The 15,621-nt window shown below is 71.1% G+C and carries 20 protein-coding genes; 10 read left to right on the forward strand and 10 right to left on the reverse strand.

What is annotated here, in order from left to right; genetic code table 11:
• Nucleotides 1-2: 2 nt before the first annotated feature.
• The 3 genes from K1T34_RS53445 to K1T34_RS23330 are packed head-to-tail and all read right to left on the reverse strand — an operon-like array spanning nt 3 to nt 1,932.
• On the reverse strand, nt 3-557 hold the full coding sequence (locus K1T34_RS53445; RefSeq protein ID WP_255637898.1) for an IS5 family transposase: 555 nt from the start codon (nt 555-557) through the stop codon (nt 3-5).
• The gene (locus K1T34_RS53450) at nt 505-912 is read right to left on the reverse strand and encodes a transposase (RefSeq protein ID WP_255637899.1); all 408 of its coding nucleotides are present in this window, start codon (nt 910-912) and stop codon (nt 505-507) included. Before K1T34_RS53450 ends, K1T34_RS53445 begins: the two co-directional genes overlap by 53 nt.
• Before the next feature lie 60 nt (nt 913-972).
• Nucleotides 973-1,932 carry an AraC family transcriptional regulator gene (locus tag K1T34_RS23330; protein ID WP_220246323.1) on the reverse strand — a complete coding sequence of 320 codons (960 nt, stop codon included), beginning with the start codon at nt 1,930-1,932 and terminating at the stop codon, nt 973-975.
• Between the two features lie 82 nt (nt 1,933-2,014).
• Between K1T34_RS23330 and K1T34_RS23335 the strand changes: the two genes are divergently transcribed.
• Together K1T34_RS23335 and K1T34_RS23340 are read left to right on the forward strand one after the other, a co-directional pair.
• Entirely contained in the window at nt 2,015-2,725 is a 711-nt protein-coding gene (locus K1T34_RS23335; RefSeq protein WP_220246324.1) for an SDR family oxidoreductase, read from the forward strand.
• 82 nt (nt 2,726-2,807) lie between these two features.
• A complete protein-coding gene (locus K1T34_RS23340) occupies nt 2,808-3,401 on the forward strand; it encodes a hypothetical protein (RefSeq protein ID WP_220246325.1) in 594 nt (197 codons plus the stop codon).
• A 19-nt stretch (nt 3,402-3,420) separates the two neighbouring features.
• On the opposite strand, the gene K1T34_RS23345 is transcribed toward K1T34_RS23340, so the two are convergent.
• Together K1T34_RS23345 and K1T34_RS23350 are read right to left on the reverse strand one after the other, a co-directional pair.
• The gene (locus tag K1T34_RS23345; RefSeq protein WP_220246326.1) at nt 3,421-3,792 is read right to left on the reverse strand and encodes a hypothetical protein; all 372 of its coding nucleotides are present in this window, start codon (nt 3,790-3,792) and stop codon (nt 3,421-3,423) included.
• A 527-nt stretch (nt 3,793-4,319) separates the two neighbouring features.
• On the reverse strand, nt 4,320-5,393 hold the full coding sequence (locus K1T34_RS23350) for a C40 family peptidase (RefSeq protein WP_220246327.1): 1,074 nt from the start codon (nt 5,391-5,393) through the stop codon (nt 4,320-4,322).
• A gap of 164 nt (nt 5,394-5,557) precedes the next feature.
• Here K1T34_RS23350 and K1T34_RS23355 point away from each other — a divergent pair, with 164 nt between their 5' ends.
• The 6 genes from K1T34_RS23355 (at nt 5,558) to K1T34_RS23380 (ending at nt 9,875) form a co-directional block, all read left to right on the forward strand.
• Nucleotides 5,558-6,367 carry a biotin--[acetyl-CoA-carboxylase] ligase gene (locus K1T34_RS23355; RefSeq protein WP_220246328.1) on the forward strand — a complete coding sequence of 270 codons (810 nt, stop codon included), beginning with the start codon at nt 5,558-5,560 and terminating at the stop codon, nt 6,365-6,367.
• Between the two features lie 201 nt (nt 6,368-6,568).
• Nucleotides 6,569-7,162 carry a PH domain-containing protein gene (locus K1T34_RS23360; protein ID WP_220246329.1) on the forward strand — a complete coding sequence of 198 codons (594 nt, stop codon included), beginning with the start codon at nt 6,569-6,571 and terminating at the stop codon, nt 7,160-7,162.
• A gap of 1 nt (nt 7,163) precedes the next feature.
• Nucleotides 7,164-8,105 carry a hydroxymethylglutaryl-CoA lyase gene (locus K1T34_RS23365; RefSeq protein ID WP_220246330.1) on the forward strand — a complete coding sequence of 314 codons (942 nt, stop codon included), beginning with the start codon at nt 7,164-7,166 and terminating at the stop codon, nt 8,103-8,105.
• A gap of 1 nt (nt 8,106) precedes the next feature.
• Complete coding sequence (locus K1T34_RS23370; RefSeq protein WP_220246331.1) at nt 8,107-8,670, forward strand: GNAT family N-acetyltransferase; 564 nt, start codon at nt 8,107-8,109, stop codon at nt 8,668-8,670.
• Between the two features lie 120 nt (nt 8,671-8,790).
• Nucleotides 8,791-9,618 (forward strand): TNT domain-containing protein, encoded by an 828-nt coding sequence (locus K1T34_RS23375; protein ID WP_255638662.1) that lies wholly within the window; start codon nt 8,791-8,793, stop codon nt 9,616-9,618.
• Entirely contained in the window at nt 9,615-9,875 is a 261-nt protein-coding gene (locus tag K1T34_RS23380) for a hypothetical protein (protein ID WP_220246333.1), read from the forward strand. Before K1T34_RS23375 ends, K1T34_RS23380 begins: the two co-directional genes overlap by 4 nt.
• Before the next feature lie 69 nt (nt 9,876-9,944).
• Here K1T34_RS23380 and hisN read toward each other — a convergent pair whose 3' ends face one another.
• Nucleotides 9,945-10,733, reverse strand: coding sequence for a histidinol-phosphatase (hisN, locus tag K1T34_RS23385; protein ID WP_220246334.1), 789 nt, complete (start codon nt 10,731-10,733; stop codon nt 9,945-9,947).
• 42 nt (nt 10,734-10,775) lie between these two features.
• Between hisN and K1T34_RS23390 the strand changes: the two genes are divergently transcribed.
• On the forward strand, nt 10,776-11,477 hold the full coding sequence (locus K1T34_RS23390) for a response regulator transcription factor (protein WP_220247366.1): 702 nt from the start codon (nt 10,776-10,778) through the stop codon (nt 11,475-11,477).
• Nucleotides 11,478-11,492: 15 nt separating this feature from the next.
• Complete coding sequence (locus K1T34_RS23395) at nt 11,493-12,776, forward strand: ATP-binding protein (protein ID WP_220247367.1); 1,284 nt, start codon at nt 11,493-11,495, stop codon at nt 12,774-12,776.
• On the opposite strand, the gene K1T34_RS23400 is transcribed toward K1T34_RS23395, so the two are convergent.
• From K1T34_RS23400 to K1T34_RS23415, 4 genes are all read right to left on the reverse strand, one after another.
• Nucleotides 12,773-13,435: a hypothetical protein gene (locus K1T34_RS23400; protein WP_220246335.1), complete on the reverse strand. Its 663-nt coding sequence runs from the start codon at nt 13,433-13,435 to the stop codon at nt 12,773-12,775. The genes K1T34_RS23395 and K1T34_RS23400 overlap by 4 nt on opposite strands.
• A 62-nt stretch (nt 13,436-13,497) precedes the next feature.
• Nucleotides 13,498-14,331, reverse strand: coding sequence for an NAD(P)H-binding protein (locus K1T34_RS23405; RefSeq protein ID WP_220246336.1), 834 nt, complete (start codon nt 14,329-14,331; stop codon nt 13,498-13,500).
• Nucleotides 14,332-14,551: 220 nt separating this feature from the next.
• Nucleotides 14,552-15,076, reverse strand: a complete 525-nt coding sequence (locus tag K1T34_RS23410) for a GtrA family protein (protein WP_220246337.1) — start codon at nt 15,074-15,076, stop codon at nt 14,552-14,554.
• A 37-nt stretch (nt 15,077-15,113) separates the two neighbouring features.
• Complete coding sequence (locus K1T34_RS23415) at nt 15,114-15,617, reverse strand: GtrA family protein (RefSeq protein WP_220246338.1); 504 nt, start codon at nt 15,615-15,617, stop codon at nt 15,114-15,116.
• Between the last annotated feature and the right edge of the window lie 4 nt (nt 15,618-15,621).

Below are 15,621 nucleotides of genomic sequence, written 5' to 3' on the forward strand. Positions count from 1 at the left end.
TCCTAGGGCATGTCTGACAAAGCCTTGGTCCAGGTGATCACGGCATGGAGGACTACTGCGGAGCGGTAGACGATGGCCAACTTGTCGAAGCGGGTGGCCAGGCCGCGCCATTGTTTGAGCAGGTTGAAGCCGCGTTCGACGACGTTGCGGCCTTGGTAGTCGACCGGGTCGAACGCTGGTGGGCGGCCGCCTCGTGAACCCCGCCGTGCGCGGTGCCCGACCTGATCGGCAGGTTCGGGGATCACGGCGGTGATGCCGCGGGTGCGCAAGTGCCCGCGGATCGCTCGCGAGGAGTAGGCCTTGTCGCCCCGGACCCGGTCGGGACGGGTGCGCGCCCGGCCACGCCCCATTCGAGCGACGCGCAGATGTCGCATCAGGTGCGGAAACATCGGCGCGTCCCCGGCTTGGCCGGGCCCGACCAGAGCTACCAGCGGCCGCCCGTTGCCGTCGACGAGGTGGTGAACTTTGGTGCTCCAGCCTCCGCGGGAGCGGCCGATCGCGTGATCAGGCGGCTCGGCGAGCAGATCCGTGTAATTCGACCCAGCCCCCCGTGACACGCCTGACGTTGGTGGCGTGCTGATGCGCCCGCGCGATCGTGGAATCCACCGACACCGCCCAGTCGATCTGCCCGGCCGCGTCCGCGGCGGTGAGCAGCCGCTGCAGCACCATGTCCCACGTGCCGTCCCCCGCCATCCGGCGATGCCAGGTCCAGATCGTCTGCCACGAACCAAACACCTCGGGCACGTCCCGCCACGCGATCCCACACCGATATCGGTAGACGATCCCCTCCACCATCGCCCGCGCATCCGAAAACGGACGACCCCGCTTACCGGTCCGCGCCGGCAACAAGTCTTTGATCAACGCCCACTGCTCGTCTGACAGCAACTGAAACCGCGACACGACCGACAGCATCCCAGCTGCCACAGACGATGTTTGTCAGACACGCCCTAGGTGACCACCGGCGAGATCGGCTCAAAGGCGATCTCGCACGCCCCGGCTAGCAAGCTGGCCCGCAACGGTCCGGCGCCAGTCCGAAGGGCTGACGCCGCGGGCGCGCTTGAACGCCACGCTGAACGCGAACGCGTCGGTGTAACCGGTCTCGCGGGCGACTTGGGCGATCGGGTTTTCCGTGTCCCGCAACAGATCCGCGGCCAGCGTCATGCGCCAGCCGGTGAGGTAGGTGAGCGGCGGTTCGCCGACGAGCGTCGCGAACCGGGCGGCGAACGCGGCTCGGGACAAGCCGACTTTGGCGGCCAGCTCGCCGACCGTCCACCGGTGCGCGGGATCGCCGTGCAGCAGCCGCAGCGCCTCGCCGACGCCTGGGTCGGCCAGCGCGCGGTACCACGACGGCGGGGTCGGCGACTCGGCGCACCAGGCCCGCAAAGCCTGGACCAGCACCAGATCCAGCAGCCGATTGAGCACGGCGCCCTGGCCCGGTTCGTCGCGGGAGACCTCGGCGGCGAGCAGGTCGAGCGTCGCGCCCGTGCGTGGCCCCGCCGGCACCACGGCCAGCTCCGGCAGGAGGGTGAGGAGCCGATCGCTGACCTCGCCGTGGAGTTCGTATGCGGCCCGGAGCATCACGGTCGCACCGGGCAGCCCGTCGCCGTACGTGCGCGGGGCGAGAAACCAGTGCTCCGTCGTGGGTTCACCGCTGGGCAGGTACTTGCGGTTTCCGCGGATCGTGACCTGCTCGGCCGTGCCCGGGTCGTCGGCGATGGTGTAGTCGCGGCTGGTGACCAGCGCGATGTCCCCGGCTTCGAGGCGCACCGGCTCGCCGCCGACCCGGATCGACGCGTGGCCGCCGAGCGTGGCCATCACGGTGAGCGCGGGAGCGTCCGCGTACGCGACCGACCAAGGCGGGCGCTGGATCAGTTGGCGCACCAGCGCGGTCCTCGCGCGGGCGCGGTGCAGGAGGTCGGTGAGCACGTCCATGACTACGACGGTAGACGATCACAAAGGAATCCTGGACCGTCGACCATGGATAGTCTGGCTTCGGCGGAGTTGGCTGGTCACCATGACCAAGTCGCTAGTCGTGTTCGGAGCCGGCCCGGGTGTCGGCCGCGCCATCGCCCGCCGCTATGGAAAGGCGGGTTACGACGTCGTCCTCGTCGCCCGCCGCCGGGCTCCGCTGGAGGAGTTCGCCGCCGTGCTGGCGGCCGACGGCAGCACCGCCCACGTCCTCCCCGCAGACCTGTCCGAAACGGCTTCGATTCCCGTTCTCGCCACGCGGATCCGCGCTCTTGTCGGCGACCCCGACGTCGTCTACTACGCCCCTTCGCCCGCCGACCCGGGCTTCACCGCCGCCGTCTCCCTCACCGCCGCCCGGCTGCACGAACTGATGCCGCTCACGCTCGACGCCCTCCTCGCCGTGGTCCAGGAGTTCCTTCCCGCCATGCTCACTCGCGGCGAGGGCGCGATCCTCACCGCCCAGGGCGCCGCCGCCGTCTCCGGCCGGGCCCACATGACCGGCTGGGCCACGCTCCTTGCCGCGCAACGCAACTACCTCCAGGCGCTGGCCGCGGAGGTCGCCGACCAGGGTGTGTTCGTCGGCCAGCTCCACATCGGCGCCCGCATCACCGGCACGCCCTTCGACGACCACTACCGCGCATCGGGCCAACCCGAGGCCGCCTTCCCGGCCGCCGATCCGGCCGACCTGGCGGAGCTGTTGTGGACCATGCACGCCGACCGCAAACCGCAGGAGCTGCTGGTTCCTTCGGACTGGTGACGCGTTTCCCGCCGCCGTAACTCGGTTGAGCGCCGTCGTACAGTGATCAGTACCCATGGGGAACTCGTCGAAGGAGCCGGACGTGCCATTCACCGATGCGACCGAACCTGTTCCCCCGGAGCTGAAGACCGACGAGTTCTCCTTGCGTCCGATCGTGGTCGGCGACACGGAGAAGGACTACGCCGCCGTGATGGAAACGCGGGAGCCTCTGCGGTTGTGGCGGCAGTCGACGTGGCCCGAAGACGACTTCACGGTGGAAGAGAACCGGAAAGACGTCGTGGATATGGAAGAACGCCATGCCGCGCACCGCGCGTTCAACTACACCGTGCTCGACCCGTCCGGCGCCAGGTGCGTGGGCTGCGTCTACGTCTTCCCCCCGAGCGCCACGTTCCTCGCGAAGTCCACGGTGATTCCCGTCGGTGCCGACGAGTGGGCGGACGTCGACGCGGTCGTCTTCTTCTGGGCTCGCCGGCCCGAAATGGAGAAGGGAATGGACGAACGTCTTCTCGGCGCGCTCCGCACGTGGTTCAAGGACGAGTGGAAGTTCGAGAAGACCGTGTACGCCACGAGTGAGCCGTTCACCCAGCAAGTGGAGCTCCTGGCTCGCACCGATCTGAGCCTGAAGTTCGAGCTGCTGGAGCCCGGCAAGGCGGGAAAGCGGCTCGTCTTCGGCTGAGTGGCCCCGAACTGAGTGCTCAGGCCTTCGAGTCGACCGACCAGACGTACACGGTCACCCACCGGTCGGCGGCGACCCGCATGGCGTACACGTCGCCCGCCGTGGCTGGTTCCGTGCCGACGGATCGTGGAACCGCGCCGGTGCGGGCTTGCTTCGCCAGCTCCCGGACCCGTTTTCCGACGCCGGCCACGATCGTCGCGCCGGGCAACGGGTCCGGCGCCGGCCGCGGCGCGTCGAGGTCCAGGGACTCGACGTCGAAGTCGGCGAACACCTCGTGCACGACGTCCTCGCGCAAACCGTCCGACGATCGCCACCACGCCAGCGGTCCCTGGACCTCGATCCGGTCGTTCGGGCGCTGGTCCCGCTCGACGTAGTCCGACCAGCGCCGCACCAGTCCGGGGTGGTCCGCCGCCGCCAGGCGCGCCCTCGGTGTGCCGCCGGTACCACTCCTCCGTCGGGGCGAGAACAGGCAACGCGTTCGTCCCGCACACCCGGCAGACGGCTGATCCCCGATACGGAACGGACTCGTGCTCGGGCAGCCCGCGCGCGAGCAGGACCCCGGTCAGCGCGGGGCGCCACGCCCACGACGCCGACCACAACCCCGCAACCCACACCGACGCCGCACCACGAACGTCCCACGCGGCACCGAGTTCCCGGAGTGTGGTGACCGCGTCGTCGTGGGTGGTCCGCCGCAGTACGTCGTGGGGCCGACCGGAGGCAGCCAACACGTCCGCGTCGCGCTCGTCGCATCCGTCACCCTCGGCAGGGAGACACCCGCGTCCTTCAGGAACGTCCTGTCCGCGTTCACCCGTGCGTAGCGCGCGAGCAGATCGACCAGCGGCTCACCGGATTCCTGGCTGTGCACGGCGAAAGGCCAACCGAGCCCGCCCGTCGCCAAGGCGGCTGAAGTAACGGTGATCAGGCCGGGCGGCCCGCGCCCGCGTAGTCGTCGCCGCGGGAGTGGTAGGTGTGGATTTGGATGGCTTGGCCCTCGGTGGGCGCGTTGATCATCAGGCCGTTGCCCAGGTACAGGCCGACGTGGTGGATGCGCGTGGCCGGGGAGCCGTAGAAGACGAGGTCGCCCAGCTGGGGTTCGCCGGTGACCGGGGGCAGGGAGCGGAACTGGCTGTCGGCCGTGCGGGGCAGCGCGACGCCGGCGCTGTCGTACGACGCCTTCGTCAGGCCGGAGCAGTCGAAGCCCGCGGCGCCGGCGTCGGGGCCGTTGCCGCCCCAGACGTAGGGGAGGCCGAGCTGGCCGAGGGCGAAGCGGGTGGCGCGCACGGCCGGGCTGTTCGCCTTCGCGGGGTCGAGGGAGAGCGTGGCGTAGAGCTGCGCGTTGCCGAGCACGCGCTGGCGGAACAGCTCGGTGTCCTTGCTCGCGTACGCGGCGATCGACTTCCACCAGCCCGTGCCCGCGGACAGGTCGGCGCCGCCGGCGCACAGGGCGCGGCCCGCGGCGACCGACGCCGAACTGGGGTCGGTCAGAGCAGGCTTGTCGATGCCGGGGATCTTCGCGCCGTACTTCTTCCACGCTGCCGGCGACAGGCCCATCGGGTTGTCGCCGTGGCGGCCGTGGTCCGAGCCGGCCTCGCCGACGCCCGCGAGCGTCACCCACGAAAGGTGGCAGCCGGGGTCTTCGGAGCGCAGCGCGAGCTCGCCGTTGGCGTAGCCGATCAGCGCGTCGGCGGGGATGTCGAGGGGGCCGGCGAGCGACTCGGCCCACTGCTGCAACGGCGTCTTGCCGCCACCGCCGGAGGCGCCCTGCCCGGGTTCCTGCGCCGCGACGGGCGCGCTCACCTCGAGCACCGATGGTCCGGCCTGAGCCGTGGCGGTCGCGACCGGAGTCTGCGGCGCTGGTTGGTCACGGTCGGCCACGAGCCAGCCCGCGGTGACGAGGCCGGCCACGAGCGGCAGCGCGACGAGTCCACGGTGGAACGCACCGCGAGCCCAGGACTTGCCTGTCCCCTTGCCGGCAGCGGCAGACGAGGGCACGGCAGCTTCTTCCGGCCCGGTTTTTGAATCCGGCACGTCTTTTGAATCGAGCACAGCGCTGTGCTCGGGGTCAGGCGGCGTCACAGCGTCCAATCTAGGAGAGCGCACCTCTGCGTAACGAGCGAGTCGCTTGCACGTTAGGGGGACTCTCATATTCTGGGCACATGTCTGGCATGGACGCAGCGCGACTGCGCGAGGGACTCGGCGATCGGTACTCCCGGGTGGACGTGGTGGAGTCCACTGGCTCCACCAACGCCGACCTGCGGGAAGCCCTGGAAAACGGGGGTGCGGACCGCACAGTGCTGCTCGCCGAGCAGCAGACCGCGGGCGTCGGCCGGCGGGCGCGTTCGTGGAGCTCGCCGAAGGGCGCCGGGCTGTACTTGAGCGTGGCGCTGCGGCCCGCGGGCGTCCCCTTCGCGGCGCTCGGTTCACTGTCCGTGGTGGCCGGCCTCGCCGTGCGCGGGGTCGCCGCCCAGTTGGGGGTCGACGCCGTTCTCAAATGGCCTAACGACGTGCTGGCCGGACCCGACCGCGCCAAGTGCGCGGGGATCCTGGCCGAGGCCGTCGCGGGCGGCGAGCCGGCTGTCGTGCTCGGCATCGGCCTCAACGTGCTGCCGCTCGGCGAAGACGTGCCGGCCGGCCCCGGCGGCCTGCCCGCGACGTCGCTCGCAGAGCAGGGCGCCGCCGACCCGGACCGCACCGAGGTCGCGCTGGCCCTGCTCACCCGCCTCGACGACCTCGAACGCCGCTGGCGCGCCGCGTCCGGCGACCTCACCGCCGCCGGCCTGCTCGACGACTACCGCGCCCACTGCGCGACCCTCGGTCAGGAGGTGCGCGTCGAGCTGCCCGGCGGCCGCGCCCTCACCGGCCGCGCGGCCGACCTCGACGCGACCGGGCAGCTGCTGGTCGACGCCACCGACGGCCGCCGCGTGACCGTGTCCGCCGGCGACGTGGTGCACGTGCGCCCGGCGTGACCTACTGTGCCGATCGTTACCAATCCGACCACAGTCACGGCCGACGGCTTCGCGGCAACGGTTACGTGCCGCGCGAGAGCCGGCCTACTTTTGGTCGGATTGGTAAACCGCGGTGTCCGGGCGCCGCCGGCGCCCTCGCGCCGGTACGGTAAGTCGACCAGCGCAGACACAGCACAGGCACACACCAGGGGAGCGTCCGCCGTGGCCTATCCGGACGATTTGCTCAGCCAGAACGAGGAAGTGGTGGTGCACAGCCACCCGCATTTCAAGATGCTGATCTTCCCGTTCGTGGCCTTCGTGATCACGATCGCGGCCGCCGTCTGGCTCATCTTGCTGGCGCAGGACGTGACGGCGCCTTGGAACAACGTCGCGATGATCGCCATCGGCGTGGTGGCGCTCGTGCTCGTGGTGTGGCTGTTCCTCGCGCCGCTGGTGCGCTGGCGGACCACGCACTTCATCGTGACCACCGACCGGTTGATCGCGCGCGAAGGCGTGGTGAAGCGCACCGGCATCGACATCCCGATGTCGCGCATCAACAGCGTCCAGTTCGAGCACGGCCTGCTGGACCGGGTGTTCGGCTGCGGCACGCTGATCATCGAGTCGGCTTCGGACGAGCCGCTGAAGTTCGACGACATCCCTCACGTCGAGCGCGTGCACACGGTGATCTACCGCGAGGTCAACGACAACCCGTACGACGACTACCGCGGCGCACCGGGGCAGGGGGGACAGGGTGGTGCCCAGGACACCGAGCCGCTGCCGCCGACGAACCACCCGCCGCGCGGACGGCGGCGCTGACGTGGGCGCCCGCGAAGTCGGCCTGCCCGAACGGGTCCCCGCCGAGGGCCTGCCCCAGCGCGTGACGATCTGGGAGGTCGGTCCGCGCGACGGCCTGCAGAACGAGTCCGCCGTCGTGCCGGTCGAGGTGAAGCTGGAGTTCCTCGACCGCCTCGCCGGCGCCGGTCTGACCACGCTCGAGGCGACCAGCTTCGTGCACCCGAAGTGGGTGCCGCAGCTCGCCGACGCCGAACAGCTGCTCGCCGGCCTCGACCGCCGCGAGGGCGTGCGCTATCCGGTCCTCGTGCCCAACGAGCGCGGCCTCAACCGCGCGCTCGACGCCGGCGTCTCCGACATCGCGATCTTCGCCAGCGCCACCGAGACCTTCGCGCAGAAGAACCTGAACTCCACGCTCGACGAGCAGTTCGCCATGTTCGAGCCGGTCGTCACGCGGGCGCGCGGAGAGGGCCTGGACGTGCGTGGCTACCTGTCGATGTGCTTCGGCGACCCGTGGGAAGGCGTGGTGCCGGCCGAGCAGGTCGTGCGCGCGGGCAAGCGGCTGCTCGACTTCGGCTGCTCGCAGCTGTCGCTGGGCGACACCATCGGCGTCGCGACCACCGGTCAGGTCACGCGGCTGGTCCAGGAGTTCGAGAAGTCCGGAGTGGACGTTTCCGCGCTGGCCGTGCACTTCCACGACACCTACGGCCAGGCCCTGGCCAACACCGAGGCCGCGCTGCGCGCCGGAGTATCCACTGTGGACTCATCGGCCGGCGGCCTCGGCGGCTGCCCATACGCGGAGTCGGCCACGGGCAACCTCGCCACCGAGGATCTCGTGTGGCTGCTGGAGGGCCTCGGCGTGGAGCACGGCGTGGACCTCGGCAAGCTCGTGGAGACGAGCGTGTGGATGGCCGGGCAGCTCGGCCGGCCGTCCCCGTCGCGGGTCGTGAACGCCCTCGCCGGCTGACGTGCGCGAGTTCGTCCCGCTTGACGCAGCTTCGTGGCCGCTGTTCGAGCAGCTCTTCGGGCCGGGCGGCGTGCAGGGCGGCTGCTGGTGCGCGTTCTTCCGCCTGACCGGGCCGGACTTCAAGGCCGCGGGGCGCGACGGCCGCAAGGCGCACGTGCGCCGCGAGGCCGAATCCGGCGTGCCGCTGGGTCTGCTGGCCGTGGTCGACGGTGAGCCGCTCGGCTGGGTCGCCGTGTCGCCGAAGCCGGACAACCCGCGGCTGGCGCGCTCTCCCGTGGCGGCTTCGGCCGAACCCGGGAACGCCTGGGCGGTGACGTGCTTCTACGTCGACCGCCGCGGCCGTCGGCAAGGACTGGCGGCCGAACTTCTGCACGCGGCCGTCGAGTACGCGGCGGAGCGCGGCGCCGACGTCGTCGAGGGCTACCCCGTGGCCGCCGGCGACCGCCCGCCCGCGGATCTTTACCACGGGACCCTCGGCCTGTTCACGCGCGCGGATTTCGAGGTCGTCGAACGACGCGGAGTGGCGCGGGCCTTGGTGAGGCGGAAGATCGCCTCCGCCGGATAAGGTGGAATCACCACCTTGTCCGGTGCCGCGCGGAAGTTCCCCCTATCGGGGAATTGTGTGGAACCGGCTGGCGCGGCGGACGTCTTTCCTGAAGCCGGAGCAACCGAGAAGAGGGTGTCCGTGTCCGAACACGCCGAACCGGTCGACACCGACTTGGCCACCGGGCCCATCCGGCTGCCCGCACAGTACGGCGGCTTGCTCGACGGCGGGTTCGACGACGTCCCGACACCCCCGACCGGCACCCGCCTCCCGCCCGCACAGCCGGCCCCGCGCCTGCCGTTCGCGGGCCGGCCGTACAACCAGGTCTTCCGCGGGCCCGTGCCGTACCCGGCGCCCCCGCCTCCGCCTCCGCCGATGGGGGCGCTGCGCACCGAGCGCGAGAGCGTGCTGGCGTTGTTCCTGGTCCACATGTTCCCGATCGGGCACCTGCCCGTGGCCGCGGACCGGCCCGCGCTGCAACTGCCGTTGCCGGACAACGGTTCCGGCCCGTTCGACCACCCGGACTCGGCGCTGCTCGACGACACCGCGACGCTCGAGTACGTCTCGCGGGGCCTCCGTCGCACGCCCGCGCCGCCCGCCGACCCGCAGCCGCCCGCCGCGCTCTTCGAGGGCTACGAGCCGGGCGCAGAGGACACCGGGTGGCCACCGGTCCAGGAAGAAAAAGCCGTGGTACTCCCGGAAAACACGTGGCTCGACCGCTTCGGCGACGAGCACGGCCGCCTCTTCACCGTCGACGGCACGCCGTTCGCGCAGCGTTCGCTGCCGGAGTCCACGCGCCACGCGGGCTACCGGCGCTATCGCGTGGTGAAGCCCGTGCCGATGTGGAGTTCGACCGCGCCGGAGTGGTTCGGGCAGCCGGGCGGCGGGATCCGCTACCGTGCCGTGCTGGCCGCCGACGAGCTGGTCACCCTGGGATTCCTGGCCGACGTCACGCGGGAGGCGCGATGAACACGCAGTCGATCCGGCGCTGGCTCGACCGGCTGGGCGTGCCCGCGGAGGTCGTCTCCGTCGGCACCGAGGCCGACAACGCGTGGTGCCTCATGCCCGCCGACGACGAGGGCTGGGAAGTCTTCTGGCGCGAGCAGGGCAACCGCTACGACTGGGCGCGCTTCACGTCCGAGCAGGTCGCCTGCCACTACCTGTTCGGCCGCCTCGCGTGGTCGCAGGTCGCGCGCGGCGCTGTCGGCGTGCTGCCCGGACACTGAACCGCTCGCGAGTGGCGGGGCGAACCGCCACTCACGAGCCCGTCGGAGCAGTACCAGGAGCAGGCCGGCTCAGCGCTTGAGCACGGCCAGCGCGGCGTCGTGCAGCGCGCCGTTGCTCGACAACGCCGAGCCGCCCTCGTAGGTCGCCGCGCCCGTGAGGTCGCTGAACCGCCCGCCGGCCTCCGTCACGAGGACCTGCGCGGCCGCGACGTCCCACGGGTTCACAATGCACTCCGCCGCGAGGTCCAGCGCGCCCTCCGCCACCAGGCAGTGCTGCCAGAAGTCGCCGAACGCGCGGCTCTCCCAGCAGGCCTCCGTCAGCGCGAGGTACTTCTCGCGGGAGTGGTACTCGGTCCACGTGTTGAGGTCCGTCGTGGAGAGGTACGCGTCTTCCAGCGAAGCCACGGCCGACACCGCGAGCCGCCGCACGCCGGCCGTGTCGCTGCAGTACGCGCCGTCGCCGCGCGAAGCCCACCAGCGGCGGCCCAGCAGCGGCGCGGTGATCATGCCGACGACGGGCGAACCGTCCTCGACCAGCGCGATCAGCGTGGCCCAGACCGGCACGCCGCGCAGGAAGTTCTTGGTTCCGTCGATCGGGTCGAGCACCCACGCGCGGCCGGTCGCGCCGGCCGTACCACCGCGTTCTTCGCCCGCGACCGCGTCGCCGGGGCGCTCTGTGGCGAGGATCGCACGGATGGCGTCCTCGACGGCGGTGTCCGCGTCGGTCACCGGAGTGCGGTCGGGTTTGCGGGACACCGAGAGGTCGAGCGCGCGGAAACGCGCTGTGGTGATCGCGTCGGCGGCGTCAGCCAGCCGGGTGGCAAGGGTCAGATCATCCTCATAGCCAGGCACGGTCACGATGGTTTCACGGGTGTTCGCCGTAAGGTTGGCGAGGTGAGCATGGTCCTACTTGCCGAAGACGATCCCACCATCGCCGAGCCGCTGTCCCGGGCGCTGCAGCGAGAGGGGTACGAGGTCGAGGTCGTCACCGATGGACCGGCGGTGCTCGGCGCCACCTCCGCCCACCGCGTCGACCTGCTCGTGCTCGATCTGGGCCTGCCGGGCATGGACGGGCTGGAGGTGTGCCGCAGACTGCGCGCCGGCGGCACCGAGCTGCCGGTGCTGATGCTCACCGCCCGCACCGACGAGGTCGACTTCGTCGTCGGGCTCGACGCGGGGGCCGACGACTACGTGGCCAAGCCGTTCCGCCTGGCGGAGCTGCTGGCCCGCATCCGCGCGCTGCTGCGCCGCCGGGTGCCGGAGGTGCTCGAGTCCGGGGGCGTCCGCATGGACCTCGGGGCGCGGCTCGTCACCGTCGACCTGCACGAGGTGCAGCTGGCGAACAAGGAGTTCGAGCTCCTGCGCGTGCTGATGACGCGCGCGGGCCAGGTCGTGAGCCGCGACGAGATCCTCGCCGAGGTGTGGAACGAGCTGGAGTCGAAGACTTCGAAAACGCTCGACATGCACATGTCCTGGCTGCGGCGCAAGCTCGCCGTCGCGGCCGACGAGGCGGCCGGGCGCCCCGCCAAGTCCACGCACTCCGACGGCGAACGGCGCATCGCGACCGTCCGCGGTGTCGGCTTCCGCTTCAACGTCGAATAGCGTCGCGCGATGAGCATGCGCCGCCGCATCCTGATGGCGATCCTGCTGGCCGTGCTCGTGACCGCGGCCGTGCTCGGGATCCCGCTCGGCGTCACGGCCTGGCGGCTGGTGGAGAACCTCAACCGCGAGAGCCTGGCCGAACGCGCGCGGGTGATCGCCGCGACCGTCGACACACAGGTCGCCAACGGCGACGACATCGACATCCAGCAGTTCCGCGTGGGCGTGCCGCACGGCGGGTTCCTGGAGGTCCGCGGCGACGGGCTGATCGAGAAGCACCTCGGCGTGAACCCCGGGCCCGACCCGGTCGTGGAGATCGTGCCGACGGCACGCCACGGTGAGGTGGTCCTGTCGATCCCCAGGGGTCCCGTCCGCACGAAGCAGACGCAGGTGACGCTGCTCGTGGTGCTGCTGGTGGTGCTGTCCGTCGGCACCGGCGCGGTGGTGGCGACGGTGACCGCGCGCCGGCTGGCGAAACCGTTGCGGCACGTCGCGGACCGCGCGTCGCGCCTCGGCGGCGGTGACTTCCGGCCCGACCCGGGCCGCTACCGCGTGGCCGAGCTGGACATGGTCGCGGAGGCGCTGGACACGTCGGCCTCGGCGCTGGCGCAGCTCGTGCAGCGGGAGCGGCAGCTCGTCGGCGACGTCTCGCACCAGCTGCGCAGCCGGCTCACCGCGTTGCAGCTGCGGCTGGAACCGCTGACGGTGCACGGCGACCCCGACGTCGTCGAGGAGTCGCGGGCCGCGCAGGAGCAGGCCGACCGCCTGGCCGAAGCCCTCGACGAGCTGCTCGCCGCCGCCCGCGCGGCTCGCGAGGTGGACGCCGAGCCCGTCGACCTGCACGCGACGCTGCCGCAAGTCGCGGAGGAGTGGCGCCAGCTGCTGCGCGTCGAGGGCCGCAACCTGCGCCTGAAGATCGCCGACGGCCTCATGGCCCGCGCGACCCCCGGCCGCCTGCGCGAGGTCATCGGAGTCCTACTGGACAACGCTCTGCGCCACGGTGCCGGCACCGTCACTCTCGCCGCGCGCCGTGGCGAGTCCGACGCCACCGTCGTCATCGAGGTCGGCGACACCGGCTCCGGCGTGCCCGACGAGCTCGCCCCGCACATCTTCGAACGCGGCTTCTCCGGCGGTGGCTCCACCGGTGTCGGCCTCGCCCTGGCCCGCGCCCTCGTCGAAGCCGACGGCGGCCGCCTCGAACTGTCGAACAAGCGTCCGGCGATCTTCAGCCTGTTCCTGAAGGTGCCCCGCCCGGACGATGTCGGCGAGGTCCGCTGGCCGGCGGAGCCGGTGCCGCGCTAGGCCGAGCGGCGCGGGTACCGACCGAGGTGGACTGCGAGCTTCGCCCGTTCGAGCAGCAATGAGCAGTTCTCGACCAGACCCGCGACGACGATCCGCGCGCCGTCGCGGAGTTCGAGCTTGCCGACGGCGGTCCAGCGCGTGCCGCCGGTCCGCTGGTGCACATAGGCGACGTCGGCCCACTTGACTGTCCGCGTGCCGTGGCGGTCGGTGTGGACGAAGCCGCCTTCGTGCAGGCGGAACTCCTCGTCGCCGTGCCGCACCTCGCGCACGCCGACGCTGATGCCGCTCGCCAGCACGGCGAACGCGAGCCCGGCCAGCGCCGCGAAGCCCCCGATCGGCACCACGTGGTCGCCTGAGTCGTCGCCGAGCGCAGTGAAGTCGATCCAGAGCACGGCCGTTAGCCCGACGAACCCGATCAGCGTGGCCCGCAGCGCGACCCGGCGCCGCCGGTGTCGGCCCTCCGAGCGGTGGACCGACACCAGCGCACCCAGCTCGGCGGGACCCGGCTTCGTTTCCCTGATCCCGGCGATCTGAAGCACCTGCTGGCGGCGAAACGTCCTGGACGAGCGGATCTTCGCGATGGTGTACCAGGTCATGCCCACCAGCCAGACCGCGCCGATGACGACCACGACCTCGGGCACCGCCGGTTCCTGGTCCACCTCGCGCCCCCCTTTCGGGGGCCGAGGCTAGAGCTGCGGCCGGGGACCGGTCCCCTGCTTGGTCATCCGGCGACTTCCCTGGCCCAGTCGGCGAACGTCAGCGGCTTGCGGCCCAGCAGCCGTTCCACCGTGTCGAACACGACGTCCTCCCGGCCGGCCGACTGGCGCTTGAGCTCGAACGCGCCGTCGATCGCCTGGGCCGGCCAGCCCAGGGCGAGCATGCGCGCGCGGGCGGCGGGTTCAGGCTCTTCGACATAGCGGACCGGCCGGCCGAGCGCGTCGGCGAGGATGGCGACCTGCTGGGCGGGTGTGAGGGCTTCGCCGCCGGTGAGCTCGTAGGTGGCGCCCTCGTGGCCGGGGGTGGTGAGCACGAGCGTGGCGACGGCCGCGACGTCGCGGACGTGCACCAGGGCCGACGCGGGGTCGCCTTCGGGGACGTACACGGCGCCGTCCGTGCGGGCGGAGTGGAGCCAGAATCGGCGGTTGTCCATGAACGCGCCGGGGCGCAGGATCGTCCACGCCGGACCGGCTTCGCGGATCGCCTGCTCCGCACGGGCGTGCGCGAGGGTGATCGGGTCCGTCTGTCCGAAGTGGACGCCGGTGGTGGACAGCTTCACGAGGTGGGTGACGCCGGCCCGGGCGGCGGCGCCGGCGAGCGCGGTCTCCTGCGCAGCCGAGTCGCCACCGTGGCCGGAGGTCAACACGAACACCCGGGAGACGCCGTCCAGTGGCACGGAACCGACGTCGTCGAGGTTGCCGCGCACCACTTCGGCACGGGGGTCGATGCGGGCGCGGCCCGGGTCGCGCGTGAGGGCGCGGACTGAGGCACCGGCGTCCAGCAGAGCGGGAACGAGGGCGCGGCCGACCTTGCCGGTGGCGCCGAGAACGAGGATCACGAAAAGAACTCCTTGAGACAGAACGAAAACCGCACGAGGGCATGCGAGGGCACGAGACGGGAAAAGGTTCCAACCGTCACCCGTGAACGGGTGCGGTCCTCTTCGCGCTCGGCGACCACCTCGGATTCGTCCCACCGGCCCGGTCGACTCCGGGCGGCGTCTCAAGAAGCAACAACAACAAACATGACGTTAGACAAGTGCATGTCGACGAGCAACCAATTTACCGCGGCAGCCGCGTGACCTGCTCGCGCCGGCGTTCGCCCAGCTCGGCCGGGAAGACCCACTTCTTGAAGCCCCAGTACCTGAACACCATCGCCAGCAGCATGCCGATGATCGAGCCGCTCGCGAAGTCGGCGAACTCCTGCATGAACCTCGACACGAACGGCTCTTCGAGGTGCAGCACGTACCGCGAGGCGTACAGCGGGATCAGGTTCACCACCACCGCCACGCCACTGATTACGAAGAACAACGCGGCCTCGTGGGTCCGCTCGCGGCCGCCGCGGGTGCGGAAGGACCACTCGCGGTTGAGCACGTACGACACGATCGTGGCCACGATGATGGCGATGGCCTTCGCGGTCGTCGGCTTCGACTCGAGGACGCTGAGCTTGAGCAGGTACCAGACGCCGTTGTCGACCACGAAAGTCGTCCCGCCGACGATCGCGAACTTCAGCATCTCCCGGTGCTTGATGAGCACCGAGCGCAGTGGCTCCGGCGTGCGGGCCAGCACGGTCTCGACAACGGTCACGCCGCCCAGTTTAGAGAACCCGAGGTCACCGCGGGTCTCAGGCGGCCTTCCTGCCGGGAATGTCCGCATCGTCCGATGACCTGATCGCACGCAGGCGGGCACCCTCCGTGGGGAACACCCACTTCTTGAACGCCCACCAGCGGAACAGCGTGCCCAGCAGCGTGCCGATGATCATGCCGCTCACGAAGTCGGCGACTTCCTGCCCGAGCAGCGTGAGGTGCGGCTGCTGCAGGTCGAGCACGTAGCGCGAGATCCACTGCGGCAACGCGTTGAGCCCCAGCGCGATGCCGCTGATGAGGAAGAACAGCGCGGCCTCGTGCGTGCGCTCGCGGCCGCCGCGCGTGCGGAACGACCACTCGCGGTTGGCGACGTAGGAGAAGATCGTGGCGATCAGCACGCCGATGATGAGCGCCGTGACCGGGTTTTGCCGGAGCACGGTGAACTTCAGGACGTAGGTGATCGCCGTGGTGATCAGGAAGCTGATCCCGCCGACCACGGCGAACCGCAGCAGTTCGCGGTGCTTCGCCAGGAACCCTCGCACCTGG

It is taken from the genome of Amycolatopsis sp. DSM 110486, assembly GCF_019468465.1.
Classification (GTDB): Bacteria; Actinomycetota; Actinomycetes; order Mycobacteriales; family Pseudonocardiaceae; genus Amycolatopsis.